Annotated in this window: 16 protein-coding genes, 1 tRNA gene and 1 pseudogene; 9 read left to right on the top strand and 9 right to left on the bottom strand. The window is 56.3% G+C overall.

Annotated elements, in window-relative coordinates; genetic code table 11:
- Positions 1 to 307: 307 nt before the first annotated feature.
- From H8S59_RS08460 to H8S59_RS08440, 5 genes are all read left to right on the top strand, one after another.
- On the top strand, positions 308 to 544 hold the full coding sequence (locus H8S59_RS08460; protein ID WP_095099558.1) for a hypothetical protein: 237 nt from the start codon (positions 308 to 310) through the stop codon (positions 542 to 544).
- A 245-nt stretch (positions 545 to 789) separates the two neighbouring features.
- On the top strand, positions 790 to 1,131 hold the full coding sequence (locus H8S59_RS08455; protein WP_027898878.1) for a ribonuclease E inhibitor RraB: 342 nt from the start codon (positions 790 to 792) through the stop codon (positions 1,129 to 1,131).
- A 513-nt stretch (positions 1,132 to 1,644) separates the two neighbouring features.
- The gene (locus H8S59_RS08450) at positions 1,645 to 3,054 is read left to right on the top strand and encodes a circularly permuted type 2 ATP-grasp protein (RefSeq protein WP_095099555.1); all 1,410 of its coding nucleotides are present in this window, start codon (positions 1,645 to 1,647) and stop codon (positions 3,052 to 3,054) included.
- Between the two features lie 12 nt (positions 3,055 to 3,066).
- Positions 3,067 to 4,026 carry an alpha-E domain-containing protein gene (locus tag H8S59_RS08445; RefSeq protein WP_095099553.1) on the top strand — a complete coding sequence of 320 codons (960 nt, stop codon included), beginning with the start codon at positions 3,067 to 3,069 and terminating at the stop codon, positions 4,024 to 4,026.
- Positions 4,023 to 4,841 carry a transglutaminase family protein gene (locus H8S59_RS08440; RefSeq protein ID WP_095099551.1) on the top strand — a complete coding sequence of 273 codons (819 nt, stop codon included), beginning with the start codon at positions 4,023 to 4,025 and terminating at the stop codon, positions 4,839 to 4,841. Before H8S59_RS08445 ends, H8S59_RS08440 begins: the two co-directional genes overlap by 4 nt.
- Positions 4,842 to 4,985: 144 nt before the next feature.
- Here H8S59_RS08440 and H8S59_RS08435 read toward each other — a convergent pair whose 3' ends face one another.
- On the bottom strand, positions 4,986 to 5,840 hold the full coding sequence (locus H8S59_RS08435) for a cytochrome c (RefSeq protein WP_187521106.1): 855 nt from the start codon (positions 5,838 to 5,840) through the stop codon (positions 4,986 to 4,988).
- Complete coding sequence (locus tag H8S59_RS08430; RefSeq protein WP_095099546.1) at positions 5,812 to 6,183, bottom strand: rhodanese-like domain-containing protein; 372 nt, start codon at positions 6,181 to 6,183, stop codon at positions 5,812 to 5,814. Before H8S59_RS08430 ends, H8S59_RS08435 begins: the two co-directional genes overlap by 29 nt.
- Before the next feature lie 713 nt (positions 6,184 to 6,896).
- On the opposite strand from H8S59_RS08430, the gene H8S59_RS08425 reads away from it, so the two are divergent.
- The gene (locus tag H8S59_RS08425) at positions 6,897 to 7,616 is read left to right on the top strand and encodes an amidotransferase (protein ID WP_187521105.1); all 720 of its coding nucleotides are present in this window, start codon (positions 6,897 to 6,899) and stop codon (positions 7,614 to 7,616) included.
- A gap of 641 nt (positions 7,617 to 8,257) precedes the next feature.
- Here the strand turns inward: H8S59_RS08425 and H8S59_RS08420 are convergent.
- The 5 genes from H8S59_RS08420 to H8S59_RS08400 form a co-directional block, all read right to left on the bottom strand.
- Positions 8,258 to 9,229 (bottom strand): magnesium and cobalt transport protein CorA, encoded by a 972-nt coding sequence (locus H8S59_RS08420; protein WP_095099538.1) that lies wholly within the window; start codon positions 9,227 to 9,229, stop codon positions 8,258 to 8,260.
- A 118-nt stretch (positions 9,230 to 9,347) separates the two neighbouring features.
- The gene (locus H8S59_RS08415; RefSeq protein WP_187521104.1) at positions 9,348 to 10,040 is read right to left on the bottom strand and encodes a crotonase/enoyl-CoA hydratase family protein; all 693 of its coding nucleotides are present in this window, start codon (positions 10,038 to 10,040) and stop codon (positions 9,348 to 9,350) included.
- Between the two features lie 110 nt (positions 10,041 to 10,150).
- Positions 10,151 to 10,813 (bottom strand): class I SAM-dependent methyltransferase, encoded by a 663-nt coding sequence (locus H8S59_RS08410; protein ID WP_187521103.1) that lies wholly within the window; start codon positions 10,811 to 10,813, stop codon positions 10,151 to 10,153.
- A gap of 7 nt (positions 10,814 to 10,820) precedes the next feature.
- Complete coding sequence (locus H8S59_RS08405; protein ID WP_095099762.1) at positions 10,821 to 11,114, bottom strand: DUF6388 family protein; 294 nt, start codon at positions 11,112 to 11,114, stop codon at positions 10,821 to 10,823.
- A gap of 138 nt (positions 11,115 to 11,252) precedes the next feature.
- Complete coding sequence (locus tag H8S59_RS08400; RefSeq protein WP_246475143.1) at positions 11,253 to 11,540, bottom strand: hypothetical protein; 288 nt, start codon at positions 11,538 to 11,540, stop codon at positions 11,253 to 11,255.
- A gap of 127 nt (positions 11,541 to 11,667) precedes the next feature.
- Between H8S59_RS08400 and H8S59_RS08395 the strand changes: the two genes are divergently transcribed.
- Positions 11,668 to 11,757: transfer RNA gene (locus H8S59_RS08395), tRNA-Ser, on the top strand.
- 117 nt (positions 11,758 to 11,874) lie between these two features.
- Here H8S59_RS08395 and H8S59_RS08390 read toward each other — a convergent pair.
- Positions 11,875 to 12,624: a 3-oxoacyl-ACP reductase family protein gene (locus H8S59_RS08390; RefSeq protein WP_187521102.1), complete on the bottom strand. Its 750-nt coding sequence runs from the start codon at positions 12,622 to 12,624 to the stop codon at positions 11,875 to 11,877.
- A 119-nt stretch (positions 12,625 to 12,743) separates the two neighbouring features.
- Here H8S59_RS08390 and H8S59_RS08385 point away from each other — a divergent pair, with 119 nt between their 5' ends.
- Positions 12,744 to 13,667, top strand: coding sequence for a LysR family transcriptional regulator (locus H8S59_RS08385; RefSeq protein WP_187521101.1), 924 nt, complete (start codon positions 12,744 to 12,746; stop codon positions 13,665 to 13,667).
- 23 nt (positions 13,668 to 13,690) lie between these two features.
- Positions 13,691 to 14,248, top strand: a pseudogene (locus H8S59_RS08380) (cysteine hydrolase family protein).
- 143 nt (positions 14,249 to 14,391) lie between these two features.
- On the opposite strand, the gene H8S59_RS08375 reads toward H8S59_RS08380, so the two are convergent.
- Positions 14,392 to 15,099: a DUF3142 domain-containing protein gene (locus H8S59_RS08375; RefSeq protein WP_187521100.1), complete on the bottom strand. Its 708-nt coding sequence runs from the start codon at positions 15,097 to 15,099 to the stop codon at positions 14,392 to 14,394.
- Between the last annotated feature and the right edge of the window lie 3 nt (positions 15,100 to 15,102).

Genomic DNA, 15,102 nt, shown 5'->3' with positions numbered 1-15,102 from the left:
TGCCTCCTACCTGAAACAGCGCTGAACCGGTAGGAGCGAACTTGTTCGCGAGGTGTTGGGCCTGGATCACCGCGTGAAAACCCTCTCGCCAACAAGTTGCCTCCTACCTGAAACAGCGCTGAGCCGGTAGGAGCGAACTTGTTCGCGAGGCATCATGCTTGAACCACTGCACCACCTTTTTCTCCAGCAAGACCACGCGTGCCCGTTGTTCCGACGCACTGCCGTGATTGCAAATCCTGTGAACGAATCCTCGCGTCAAAAGGTCAAGATCACGTAAGCCGCATTGTCGGCTGCCGAGGAGACCTTGATGAAACAGTGGAACATTTCGTATCTCGACAAAGACGGTGTGCAACAGAGCCATGTGATGGAATCCGAGGAGCTGCCCAGCGAGGAGAAGGCCGCCCAGCGTCTTCGCCACATTCTGGTTCCGGTCGCTGACGAGCTGGACATGAATGACCTGGACGGCCGCATAGCCGAGCCCACGGCCAAGTCTTTGAAAGAACACAACGCTGTGCAGATCATCTCGATCAAAGAGGTTTTCTGAGTGCATTGAAAAAATGGCCCCGCCGGGAATTGGCAGAAGACCAATGATGGGGTTACTCTGCAAGTGAGACGGGTGAAGCGTTTCTCCCGTTTTCTCCATGTCGATGCCGGTCTGGCAACAGGCTCGGCCTTGTCAGCTACATGCTTGATCCCGTATGGCAGAGTATCTGCTGTGTATTGGCGCTGCCGCGAGCGGCGCGCAGGGAATGTTGAAACTCTATCTATCGTTGAATAGGAGGACGTTTCATGAGCACAGCCTATCAAGAGGACATCAGCAGCAACGTGCTGCGCCGCATGAAAGAAAGCGGTTTTGACTTCGCACGTATCCATCCCATCGAGTTCTACGCCATTTTCCCGGACGAGGAACGGGCAAGGCAGGCTGCAGATCAGTACCGTGGCGAATCTCTCAATACTCAGATTAATGTTCGGGATGACGGTGCCTGGCACTTGCAATTGAGCAAAGTCATGCACGCGACTTATGACGGCATCGGTGATTTCGAGCAGGATTTCCAGGCTGCGATTACTCCGCTGGACGGAGAGGTCGAGGGCTGGGGAGTGAGACAGGAGATCCGGCGGCTACACGCATGAAACGCGCTATGACAGGGTGAATCGCCGGTCAATTACCAGGCAAATGCCTGGGAATTGGCCGGTTTTAGTTTGTATGTTCTAAACGCAAAACAGAGTATCTCGGCTCTACCGGTGTATCTGTTCAGTTTTCGGTAGACAAAAAAAAGCCACTCAGCGAGTGGCACAAAGGGAAGTTCGGTCAGGACAGCCCGGTTGGAAGTCGGTACTGGCAGCGCGCTCGTATTTTCGACAGCGACTTGAAACGGGGCATACAAATTCGGTGTGTTTCGGATGTCGCTGATTATCGACAAACGATATCGTCTCGTGAAATCAACTCTGGCTATGCTGGTCATAGTTTTTGCAGTTGAATAACGCTTCCGAATGAGGCGTAGGAGAACTGGTTGGGAAGCTTCTTGCACAGGAATGGTGCGGTTGGCTTTCGATTTTTATGTAACCAGTTGATATTTAAGCGTTTATGCCGATGGCACGGGCCTTGCGAAGGCCCTTGGTGTCCGTGGTGACAAGGAGTACGGCATGATCCGCACCTTTTATGATGAGATGTACGATGCTGGCGGTATAGTCCGCCCGCATTATCGGGAATTCGCCCGTTGGCTGGGTGAGACGCCCCCTGAGCTTCTGGCTCAGCGCAGGCGTGAAGCCGATCTATTGTTTCATCGCGCCGGGATTACGTTCACGCTCTATGGTGATGAGCAGGGCACCGAGCGCCTGATTCCTTTCGACACGATTCCACGCAGCATTCCGGCCAGCGAGTGGCGGGTGGTTGAGCGTGGGTGTATTCAGCGCGTCAAGGCGCTGAACATGTTCCTTGCCGACCTCTATCACGAGCAGCGGATTATCAAGGCAGGGGTGATCCCCGCCGAACAGGTGTTGGCCAACGAGCAATATCAGTTGGCGATGCAGGGCCTTAATCTGCACCGCGACCTCTATTCGCATATTTCCGGGGTCGACCTGGTGCGTGATGGTGACGGCACGTATTACGTGCTGGAAGACAACCTGCGCACGCCGAGCGGCGTGAGTTACATGCTCGAAGACCGCAAGATGATGATGCGTCTGTTCCCCGAGCTGTTCGCCGCGCAGCGCATTGCGCCTATTGATCACTATCCGAATCTGCTCCTCGACACGTTGAAGAGCTCCAGCCCGCTGGATAATCCGAGCGTGGTGGTACTCACGCCGGGCCGTTTCAACAGTGCGTTCTTCGAACATGCGTTCCTCGCCCGGGAAATGGGTGTCGAGCTGGTTGAAGGTGCGGACCTGTTCGTGCGTGATGATCGCGTGTTCATGCGCACCACCGATGGACCGAAAGCGGTGGATGTTATCTACCGTCGTCTAGACGACGCGTTCCTCGATCCATTGGCGTTCAACCCTGACTCGATGCTGGGGGTGCCAGGCTTGCTGTCGGCCTATCGCTCCGGCAATGTGGTATTGGCAAACGCAATTGGCACCGGTGTCGCGGACGACAAATCGGTTTATCCATATGTCACGGACATGATCCGTTTCTATCTGGATGAAGAACCGATCCTGCAGAACGTGCCGACCTGGCAATGCCGCAAGCCTGCTGACTTGTCCCATGTGCTGGCCAATCTCCCGCAACTGGTGGTCAAGGAAACTCAAGGGTCGGGCGGTTACGGCATGCTGGTCGGGCCCGCTTCGACGGCTGCGGAAATCGAGTCGTTCCGCGCGCGTATCAAAGCCAAGCCGCATGCTTACATCGCGCAACCGACGTTGTGCCTGTCGACCTGTCCGACCTTCGTCGAGAACGGCATCGCACCGCGCCACATCGATTTGCGCCCGTTTGTCCTTTCTGGTCGTGAAACCCGCGTCGTACCCGGCGGTCTTACCCGAGTCGCGCTGCGTGAAGGCTCGCTGGTGGTGAACTCGTCTCAAGGTGGGGGAACAAAAGACACCTGGGTGGTCGAGGATTAAGGATGCCTGCCAATGCTAAGTAGAACTGCCTCGGATTTATATTGGATGTCGCGTTATCTGGAGCGGGCAGAAAACCTCGCCCGGATGCTGGACGTCAGCTACTCGTTGTCTTTGATGCCTCAGGATGGGCGTGGTGACGGTCTTGATGAACTGGCCATGCCACTGCTGATCACCGGCACGCTGGATCATTATCTGGAGCGTCACGGTGAGCTGCATGCCGAACGCCTGCTGCATTTTTTCGCGCTGGACGCGAGCAACCCGGCCAGTATTTACAGCTGTCTGGGGGCCGCACGGGCCAGTGCTCACGCGGTACGCGGTCGAATCACCGCGGACATGTGGGAGAACATCAACTCCACCTGGCTGGAGATTCGCGGCATCGCTGAACAAGGCCTGACCCGCTACGGCATGAGTCGTTTCTGCGAGTGGGTCAAGGAGCGCTCACACCTGTTCCGTGGTGCCACATATGGCACGATCATGCGTCATGACGCATTCCGTTTCATTCGCCTGGGCATATTCATCGAGCGCGCCGACAACACCATGCGCATGCTCGATGCTCGCTATGAAATGCTCGAACTGCGTGGCACGGACACCAATGTGGACGCCGACAGCTCGGCTCATGGTTATTACCAGTGGAGCGCGCTGCTGAGGGCATTGTCGTCCTTCGAAGCCTACACGGAGCTGTATCGCGATGCGCCAGGCGCGAGGCATGTTGCAGAACTGCTTTTGTTACGCCCCGACGTGCCCCGTTCGCTGAGTGCCTGTCTTGAAGAGCTGGATCAGATCCTTGCCAGCCTGCCGGGTGCCAATGGCCGCCCTGCGCAACGTCTGGCAGCTGAGCTGGATGCACGTCTGCGCTACACCGGGATCGACGAAATACTGGAGGAGGGCTTGCACGAGTGGTTGAACGAATTCATCCCGCTGCTGGCCCAATTGGGTAACGCCATTCACACTTCTTACCTGGAGGCTGCATGAGACTCTCAATTAGCCACGAGACCACCTATCACTATGAGGATCAGGTCCGCGCGAGCATCCAGTATTTACGTCTGACGCCACACGACAGCGAGCGCCAGCAAGTGCTTAGTTGGCAATTGACCCTGCCGCGCCCGGTGCGCGCGCAGATCGATCCGTTCGGCAACATTCTGCATGTGTTGAGCATGGATGAGCCTCATGAGGCGATCATCATCGGCGCACGTGGCCAGGTTGAAATCGACGAGAAGCGTGAAGCCGAACATGAAAGTCAGTCACCGCTGCCGTTTCTGCGTTTCACCCGTCTGACCGAGCCTGATGAGGCCATTCGGGCGTTTGCCGATCAGCAATGCAAAACGCGCAAGGACCGCACGGCATTGATTGATCTGATGCACGCGTTGAATCAGTACATCACTTACACGCCGGGTTCTACCGAGGTCGATACATGCGCCGCGCAGGCCTTTGCGGGCCGTTCCGGTGTTTGTCAGGACCACACCCATGCGTTTCTCGCCTGCACACGCAGCCTCGGAATTCCGTCGCGGTATGTGTCCGGTTATCTGTACAGCGAAGACAGCGAACATCTGGCCAGCCATGCCTGGGCTGAAGCGTGGATTGACGACGCCTGGTACAGTTTTGATGTGACCAATCGGTTGGCGATCCCGGAGCGTCATCTGAAACTGGCGGTAGGTCTGGATTACCTGGATGCCTGCCCGGTACGCGGTATGCGCCGCGGCGGTGGTAGTGAGCAGATGCACGCCAAGGTACTGGTCTCGCCGATGGTTGGCGCACCGAAGGTCATGATGCAGGCGCAGCATCAGTGATTGAAAGGGGGCTCATCAGCCATTGATGCCCAGGCGCCATGATCAAGCCCACTCGCCAACAAGTTGCCTCCTACCTGACACGGTGCTGAACCGGTAGGAGCGAACTTGTTCGCGAGGCGTGCCGGGCCCACACTGCGCTTATCGTTATTCCCCCGCCTTGCGCCGCGCCGCCATGTGTTCCAGATAGGCAATCACCTGATCCAGTTCGGTATCTGACAAGACCTCCTTCGGGATGGAAGGCATCTTGCCTTGCGGCCACTCCCGCAGGCTTTGCGGGTTACGAATGTATTGGCTCAGATATCCGGCGCTGAAGTATTCAGTAGGGCTGTAAGGCTGGTTCAGGTCAGGGCCTAGTTGTGAATCCCCGGCAGCGTTGAGGCGATGGCAGGCCAGACAATTCTTCTGGAACAGCGCGAAGCCTTTGTTTATCGGATCTTCAGCCGCCAGTTTCCGGTCGGGTAGCAACGCGGGAAATCGTTCACTCACGGACGCCAGCACTTTCAGGGTGCTCATCGCATAAGGCCATTCTTCGCGGCCAATATTATCGGCCGAGGGGTCTGTCCACACCAGATAGAACGGGCCAGCGCTGTGCGTGCCGTTGTTGATAGCAGGCCAGGGATGAGACGGGTCTTCGATGGCGAGCCAGGCCTTTGCGCCTTTGGGCTGAATCACCGGTGCTGCGGATATTTCTGCAGCAAAGCCGTCAGTCGCGACTGCTTGAAGGTGATCCTGTGCAGTGACGCCTTCAAGCAGCGCCGCCAGCGGAATGGCCTGGTAGCTCATGGGGCGCTTGTAGGCAACATCCTCGCCGATCTTGATGGTCTGAATCAGCGGGTGTGCGAGCAGTTGACGGGTTTCCCAGATTTTGACTTCATCGGGTAGTTCTATCTTCAACTCTGCGGCTTGCAGGGGAAATTGAGGGGCTAGCGCCAGTGTCAGCGCAGCCAGAGAAAGAAAAAAGCGCAAAACATTACTCCGCAGGATCGTCGCTGGTGTCATAAAGAGCGTTGTGCAACTCTTCATAATTGCCGCCATTTATAACGCTGTAGTACCCGGCTCTGTTCAGTTTGTCCTGAGCCTTGCTGGCTTTTTCGTTGCTGCTGCTGAATACCACAAACACCACATTGCGGTCGTTGAGCACTTGCTTCATCTGATTGACCAGTCGTGCTTCCTCAACGCGTACTGCATTGAGAACAGTGCCCGCGTCATAGTCAGTCTGGCTGCGTACATCGACGGCCAGTTTCCCTTCCTTGAGCGCCGCTACGGCGACAGCCTGTTCGACGTCACCTGCGGCGGCACTGCCGGCACATACTGCGAGTGCCAGTGCTATCCATTTACCCATCACCAATGCCTCCTTTCTTTGAAGAAGGAAGATTGGCACAGAAAATTCTCGCCAGATAGGGCGATGAAATCGTCGGTTTCAATGGCGACGTCTCTTAGCCAAATAAACGGGTCATATTCGGCAAGATCAACAGAAGGGTAGTGGCGAACAAAATAAGCCCGGCTTGACGTACTTTCGAATGCTTGAACATGGCTGTATGCCTTTTTTTGTTATTCCTGAGCGACAAAAGCTCACCGAATGTGTTGATGAATGTTCGGGCAGCTGGCAAAGGTGATTCCTTGAGCAACCGGTCCGGCAAAGTCGCCGACAACCCGAGCGCCGCATATGATTTTTATCGCGCTACTGTTGCTACAAAATTAACCTTAGAGCCCTCGGTGGTGATTGTTTAGAACCATTTCGTATCTATGGTTAACAAATGCGAATATCCGGTTATAGGAACCGCCGTCAGCGGGCGCATGCTCCCTTGCTAGACAGGTCGGGCATTTTTTTGCCTGGACAGCGCCAACCTACCGTTCGTCGGTGTCGGAATATTCCTACGTCGGTCATTACTGTTGTACCAATCTCTCAAAAGACTGGTTGCTAAAAATGCAGGTGGTACAGCGGTGGTTCAGGTAATGACGTACAGATCCGGCAACGGGCGCTTGCCTTGGCCTACCCGTTCAAGGCAGGCTTGGAGCCATGCACTATCGCCTTGACCGCTTCAGGTACTTTTTATGCCGCTACGCATCTGCATTCTGGAAACCGACGTTCTTCGCCCTGAGCTGGTGGATCAATATCAGGGGTACGGGCGGATGTTCGAACGTCTGTTCGCACGGCAACCAATTGCCGCCGAGTTCGAGGTTTACAACGTGATGCAGGGCGTATACCCACCGGAAGGCGAGCGCTTTGACGCGTATCTGGTGACTGGCAGCAAAGCTGACTCGTTTGGCACTGATCCGTGGATTCAAACCCTGAAAGTCTATTTGCTGGAGCTGTACCAGCGCGGCGACAAGCTGCTCGGTATCTGCTTCGGTCACCAGTTACTGGCGCTGCTGCTGGGTGGTAAAAGTGAACGGGCGAGCAAAGGCTGGGGCGTCGGTATCCACCACTACGAGCTGGCACCTGCCACGCCATGGATGACCCCGGCCATGGACAAACTGACCCTGCTGATCAGTCACCAGGACCAGGTCACTGCGCTACCGGAAAATGCCACGGTCATTGCTTCAAGCGAGTTCTGCCCGTTTGCGGCGTACCACATCAATGATCAGGTGTTGTGCTTCCAGGGGCATCCTGAATTCATTCACGACTACTCACGCACGTTGCTGGATATCCGCCAGGCCTGTCTGGGCGAGAAGGTTTACCAGACCGGTATCGCCAGCCTCGACCACGACCATCACGGCCAGACCGTAGCCGAATGGATGATGCGGTTCGTGCAGCATAAAGCTGCTGTTTGAGACGTGATAACACGCTAGCGAGGCAAATGCTGACGTGGGACCGGCTTCAGCCGGGAATGCCGCGGCACAAACGATGAATATGCAGTGGATGCACCGGCCCTTTCCCGGCTAAAGCCGGTCCCACAGGATTGCGCAGGTTCCGGATTTTGCGAGTTGTCGTGGGACCGGCTTCAGCCGGGAAAGCGGCAGTACAGACGACGAAGATGCAGTGGATGCACCGGCCCTTTCCCGGCTAAAGCCGGTCCCACAGGATTGCGCAGGTCCGGATTTTGCGAGTTGTCGTGGGACCGGCTTCAGCCGGGAAAGCGGCAGTACAGACGAAGAAGATGCAGTGGATGCACCGGCCCTTTCCCGGATAAATCCGGTCCCACAGGATTGCGCAGGTTCCGGATTTTGCGAGTTGTCGTGGGACCGGCTTCAGCCGGGAAGGCGGCAGTACAGACGAAGAAGATGCAGTGGATGCACCGGCCCTTTCCCGGCTAAAGCCGGTCCCACAGGGTTGCGCAGGTTCCGGATTTTGCGAGTTGTCGTGGGACCGGCTTCAGCCGGGAAAGCGGCAGTACAGACGATGAAGATGCAGTGGGTGTGCCGCCCCTTTCCCGGATAAATCCGGTCCCACGTCTCATGTCGTACAAAGGTTTTCAAAGCCAACCTGAACGCTTGAAGCTCGCGAACAGCCCGCCACATACCGTCACGATCGTGCCCAGCACCACGTAATACCCATAGTGCCAGGTCAGCTCCGGCATGTTCTCGAAGTTCATGCCGTAAATGCCCGCGATGGCTGTAGGCACTGCAAGGATCGCCGCATAGGCAGCAAACTTGCGTTGCACGATGCTTTGACGTGAAGACTCCAGCAGCAGGCCGATTTCAATGGTCTGGCTGGCGATATCACGCAGGTTGCCCAGATCTTCCATCTGCCGTTTGACGTGAATCTCCACATCTCGGAAGTAAGGCCGCATGTTCTTGTCGATGAAAGGGAAGCTGAGTTTCTGCAGCTCTTCACCCACTTCCACCATCGGCGCTACGTATCGCCACAGGCGCAACAGGTCGCGACGTAGACTATGGATGCGCTGGATGTCGCTCTCTTTCAATGCCCCCGTCAGCACGCTGTGTTCCAGCTCTTCCAGCTCGCAATGGATGGCTTCGGTGACCGGCTGATAGTTTTCAGTGACGAAATCCAGCAAAGCGTAGAGCACGAAGTCTTCGCCATGCTCCAGCAGCAGCGGCCGCGCTTCACAGCGTTGGCGCACCAGTCCATAGGATTTGGAGTGACCATTGCGCGAGGTGATGATGTAACCCTTGCCGGCGAAGATATGAGTTTCAACGAACTCCAGTTTGCCGTTCTCTCGGACCGGTGCGTACGTGACGATAAACAGTGCGTCACCGAAGGTTTCCAGTTTGGGGCGGCTGTGTACTTCGAGGGCGTCTTCAAGGGCCAGCTCATGCAGTTTGAACTGCTCCTTGAGGCTGGACAGCTCGGCTGCAGTTGGTTGCTCAAGACCGATCCATACAAAATGACCCGGTTTTGCAGCCCAGGCTGCGCCTTCTTCGAGGCTGATATTGCTGACTTTCTTGCCTGCACTGTATACCGCAGCGGCAACGACTCGACCCATTTTGGTTTTGCATCCTGAGAGTGGCGGGGGATGCCCGGCAGCGGGCTCACGAATAAGAGTCGGCAAAACCCGCCGAGTTCGCGGGCTCTCCCACGCCTGTTTCGACAGGCGATTGAAGTCAGCTCAGCGAATGCTGCTGATCGGCTTCAATAGCCGCATCCAGGGTTTCCAGCAGCGTTTTGCGCACTTTCAGTTTGGTGTGCTTGTGAGCATTCATGTTGATCTTTTTCAATTGCAGCGCTGCTGTGCGTGCAGCTTCAGTCAGCTCTTCGACGCTGACCAGCTTGTCGAGGAACCCTGCGTCCATCGCACCTTTCGGATCGAACATTTCACCGTTGATGACCGAGCGATGGAAAGCCGATTTGCGTAAGCGATCCCTGGCCAGCTCAATGCCGACGTGGTGCATGGTCATGCCTATCTGCACTTCATTCAAACCAATGCTGAATGGCCCTTCGACACCGATCCGATAATCAGCAGACAGCAGCAGGAAAGCGCCTTTGGCGACTGCATGACCGGGGCAGGCGATCACGATGGGGAAGGGGTGGGCCAGCATGCGTCGGGCCAGCGTCGAGCCCTCCTTGACCAGATTGATGGCAGCTTCGGCGCTCGACGTCATGACTTTCAGGTCATAGCCACCGGAAAGAATTCCGGGCTGGCCGGTGATGATCACCACCGCGCGATCTTTCACGGCTTGATCGAGCGCACTGTTGAAAGCGGCCACTACCTCAGGAGAAATAGCGTTGACCTTGCCGTTGCTCAGCGTCAGGGTGGCGATGCCATCTTCCAGTTGGTAAGAGATCAAATCACTCATGGCAATGTTCCTTGTTATTGACGTGAGCAGACGTTACCCACCCGCAAGGGGCAGGTAAAGCGATGACTACCGAGTCAGCTTTTCTTTGATCGTCTGGTGTCAGTGGCAGCTTACAGAATCGCTGATCGAGCACTGAACAGCGCCACTTTTCCCACCACCTCAATACTCACCTGAGCGAAGTGCTGGTCAAGGGCACTGCGCAGACCGGCCACCGTATCGCTGCGATTACCGAAAATCCCTTTCTTGTTGTAAATGTCCATCAGCTTGCGGCCAAAGCCATTGTGCCCGGCCGCATCTCCGAGGATGGTGGCGCCGAACAACACCCCGTTGTCTTTCAGGCAGGGCTTGAGGCTGGCGAACACCTGGGCTTTGTCAGCCATGGTGCCCGGCAGGCAATGCAACAGATAGAACAGCGAGATAGAGTCATAGCGGCCATGCTGCGAGGCATCCAGCGGCTTGAACACGTCATGCTGCAGGACTTGCGTGTCAGCGCGACCGAAGCGGTCTTTGGCGGCTTGAAGGCTACTGGGGTTCAGGTCCAGCAAGGTGACATGAGTGGTGTCTGGCAGGCGGGCGTTTGCCAGGTAATAACCGGTGCCGGCACCCACATCCAGATGGCGTGCGCCCACGTGACGGTCGAAGAATGGCTGTAACACCTGCCGGGTAGGGCAGTGCCAGGCGAACTGGTTGGAAATCCCAAGCACCCACGCGTCATAAAGCTTCAGCGTCAGGGGCGAGTAAACGGCAGCCCCTGCTTCGGACGATGTGCTCATCAGTGCGTTACTCCTGAATGTCGTTCAGCTCGCAATATTCGGCCCAGTCCATGCCCAGCGCCTCGGCTACCTGCCGATGGGTGTCAAGGCGCATGGCCTTGAGTTCCTCAGGGGTTTCAGCGATCAATTGCGCTGCCAGCTCCCAAGGCTCGATGCCTTGTGCTTCTGCTTCATCTTCAAAAGCCCATTTGATCTGATCTTGCTGATCCTTGGCGCTCAGGCCCTGGATTTCATCGCGCAGAAGAGGGTTGGTCTCAAGGTATTTGGCTTGAGTAACGTCGTTCCATTCGAGCAGATTCATCGGGTTCTCCGGCAGGTTTGCAGCCAAGTCGATCATCTCCAGCGCAACGCGCCAAAGCGACGGGAAGGGGATTGTGCGTGATTGGGGGATGAGCTGCCAGTGCCACCGGGTCTGTCATGTGTAATTGGTCTGCGGCCATCAACCCGCCATCGCCATCCTCAGCGCCACTGCAGCCTCCAACAGTTTGTGCGCCTGGAGCGCCACGTTCCCTGACAATCCTTCGTCGCCAGCCTCCTTGAGCATGACAACCAGGTCCAGCAGCTTGCCCACCTCTGTTTCAATATTGCGTACGGATTCCGAGATTTGATACCGGGGTGAATGTGCCATCGCTTTCGATCTCCGCCGAGCAGGATTCGAATATAAAGCAATGCTCCACAGGAAATCACCTCGGTCAGCACCGGTAATAGGTTGAAACCCTGTGATCATGAGTTGGCGCTAGGCGCGCAGAGGGGGATTTGCTTAACCGCATGAAAATTCTGAAAAAACCTTTGCGTTCGTAAAAGCTTTCGACTACATTAGCGCGCCTCGACAGACCAACGGTGTGACGAGATACGGTGAAGTGTCCGAGTGGCTTAAGGAGCACGCCTGGAAAGTGTGTATACAAGAAATTGTATCGAGAGTTCGAATCTCTCCTTCACCGCCAAATTCGCTACAAACGAAACCCCTGACTTCCTTGAGAAGTCAGGGGTTTTTCGTTTCTGGCTGTTTGTCTTTAATTCATTGCCTTCAAAGCCACCTCAATCGATAGCCCGCCGATCCATCAAGCCCCAAACCCACCATCAATCGTCAAACTCGCACCAGTGATGTAACCCGCTTCCGGGCCCGCAAGGTAGGCGACGAAGCTGGCGATCTCTTCAGCGTGGCCATAACGCCCGATAGCCATCAGCGGGATCAGCGATTCGGCGAAGTCGCCGCTTGCCGGGTTCATGTCGGTGTCGACCGGGCCGGGTTGTACGTTGTTGATGGTGATGCCCCGTGGGCCCAGGTCCCGGGCGAGGCCTTTGGTCAGCCCGACCAGTGCCGATTTGCTCATGGCGTACACGCCGCCACCGGCGAAGGGCATGCGATCGGCGTTGGTGCTGCCGATGTTGATGATGCGACCACCATCGCCCATGTGCTTCGCTGCGGCCTGGGAAGCAATGAATACGCTGCGCACGTTGATAGCCAGGGTGCGGTCGAAATCTTCCAGACTGAATTCTTCCAGCGGACCGACGGCGAGTACGCCTGCGTTGTTGACCAGGATGTCGACGCGACCGAATTTTTCAACCGTGAGGGCGACTGCATTGCGAATGGCTTCTGCGTCTGCGCTGTCGGCTTTGATTGCCAAGGCCTTGCCGCCATTGCCAGTGATGCTGTCCTGCAACTCCAGTGCCTTGGCTTCGGAGCTGACGTAGGTAAAAGCGACTGACGCGCCTTCTTCGATCAGACGTTTGACGATGGCTGCGCCGATGCCCCGTGAGCCACCTTGAACGAGCGCTATTTTGCCGCTGAGTGGTGTGTGCTGAGTCATGAGTTTCTCCTGAGCAGTGGGTAGGTGAGTTGATGGGAGCCAGTATCCGGCGCAGATTGCATCCTGAGTAGACGGTAATTGCGATAGTCTGTGTAAACCAAAAGTTTAGAATCCAGCTGATGGAAAACTTGAGCAGCATCGAATGCTTTGTGCGCAGCGCGGAGGTGGGCAGCTTTGCCGAAGCGGCACGGCGTCTAAGCCTGACGCCTGCGGCCGTGGGTAAAAGTGTCGCCAGGCTGGAAGCGCGATTGGGGGTGCGCCTGTTTCAGCGTAGTACCCGCAGTCTCACACTGACAGAAGCCGGGCAACGTTTTCTGACGGAAGTCGCTGCCAGTTTCACCACCATTCAAAATGCCGTTGCCAATCTCGCCAGTGCAGAAGGGCAACCGACTGGCACGCTTAAAGTCAGCATGGGGACGATCTTCGGACGGCTTTACATCGTGCCGCTGCTGGCCGAGTTTCTGCGCCGTTACCCGGCTATCACGCCGGATTGGCATTTCGATAACCGACAGGTGGACTTGATCGGGCAGGGATTTGACGCAGCCATAGGCGGCGGCTTTGATCTGCCTCAAGGAGTTGTGGCGCGCAAGTTGGCGCCTGCGCACCGGGTGCTCGTGGCATCGCCGGGTTATCTGGCCGGGCAGCCGGTTATTGATCAGCCCGAGGATCTGCAGATCCATCCAGGAATTCTGATCCGCTCGCCGCAGACGGGACGAATTCGCTCCTGGCCGCTGACCAGCCGCGATCATCGGTACAGCGCCCTTGACCTGAAGCCGCGCATGACCATGAGTGATTCAGAGGCTGCGTGTTCTGCTGCCGAGCAGGGACTGGGCATCGCGTTGGTCAGTATGCCGTTTGCCGTGCCGTATTTACGCAGCGGTCAACTTGTCCGTGTATTGCCCGATTGGTACGTTGACGACGGTAATATTTCGCTCTATTACACGGAGCACAAATTGTTGCCTGGCAAGACTCGGGCATTCGTGGATTTTGTACTCGAGCAGTTCGCCGAGCAGGGTCTGCCCGCAGCGTTCAGTGCGGTCTAGAAGTTTTTTATAGAGCCAACTCAATGGATATTCACGCTAACGCCGCGCTACTGATCATCGATATGCAACAAGGCATTCAGCATCCCAAATTGGGCCGCCGCAATAATCCTCAGGCTGAAGGGCAAATGCTCGCGCTGCTCTAGGCCTGGCGTTATTCCCAAAGGCCTGTGATCCACATCCGGCATTTTTCACGAGAACCGGAATCCGTGTTTTGGCCAGAGCAGTCCGGAGTTGAATATCAGCCCGCCTTTTTGCCTTTGGACGGTGAGCGTGAATTGCGCAAACAGGTGCCTGATGCGTTCTGCAATTTGCCCTTGGCGCAGTGGTTAAAAGACGATTCCATCACTCAGGTCGTTATCGTTGGTGTTGTCACCAACAATTCAGTGGAATCCACTGCTCGCACCGGTGGCAATCTGGGGTTTGAGGTGATCGTGCCCCATGACGGTTGTTTTACCTTCGACAAGAACGATTTCTTTGATACGCCACGTACTGCTGAAGACGTGCATGCCATGTCGCTTGGCAATCTGCACGGGGAATACGCCACCGTCGTCGCCAGCGAAGAAATACTGAAGTACGTGTAAGACCGGCTCGTCCGCCGGACTAAGCGCATCAGGCAATAAGTCCGCCCGGCTAAAGCCACTCCTATAAATATATGAGGTCCGTAGGAGCGGCTTTAGCCGCGAGGCTGTAAGCGAATGAGCAACACGGGATCCAGGATCAATGATCAGGGGTTCTGCAAAAACACCACATAACCCTTGAACCATGGGTTGTCTTGCAGATAGTCAGGCGCTTGCCATACTCCGCCCTGAATCAGCCCTATTTTAAACGGCAAACCCAGCCGACTGATTCGGGGCAGGTAAGCACTGTAGTCCGGAATGCTGTGGCGGCCCTGATAGGTTTGCACCACCACTTCATCGACCACGCCTTTGAGTTCGCCGATAACGGAAGCGTCTGCATGGCTACTCCAATCCAGCAGGCCGGTGATGCTCAGGCGATAGTCGGCGGGCAGACGTTGGCGAAGGTCGCGCAGGAATGCCAGGTATTCGTCGAGATAGCGAGTGCGGGCATCGAAGTCGATCTGGATACCTTCCACTTGGTTACCCGCCTGACGCCAGCGTTTTATCTGGCCAAACAGTTGGCTATAGACCGCTTCAGGCCAGCGTAGGGTATGAGCGCGATAGACGATCCAGACTTCGCGCTGAGGCAGCTTCGTCACTGGCATACCTTGAGCCACTAAGTTGACCCGACGATGCTGTTCACTGCGCGAACTGCTGATCTGGCCTTGCAAAAGGTAAAGGGTTTTCGCCGTACCCAGCACCGGCTGTGCCGCGACGCCGCCCCACAGCCAGAAGGCATCATAAGCCTCTGCTTTCACCGCCGCGCTGGCCGGGCTCAGCTGTAACAGGCACAGCAATATCAGCCAGCCGCGCATCCC

Origin of the sequence: Pseudomonas folii, from assembly GCF_014357575.1 — a bacterium.
GTDB lineage: Bacteria > Pseudomonadota > Gammaproteobacteria > Pseudomonadales > Pseudomonadaceae > Aquipseudomonas > Aquipseudomonas folii.
Note: the sequence above shows the minus strand (reverse complement) of the source record. Positions and strands in the feature narration are given on the sequence as shown.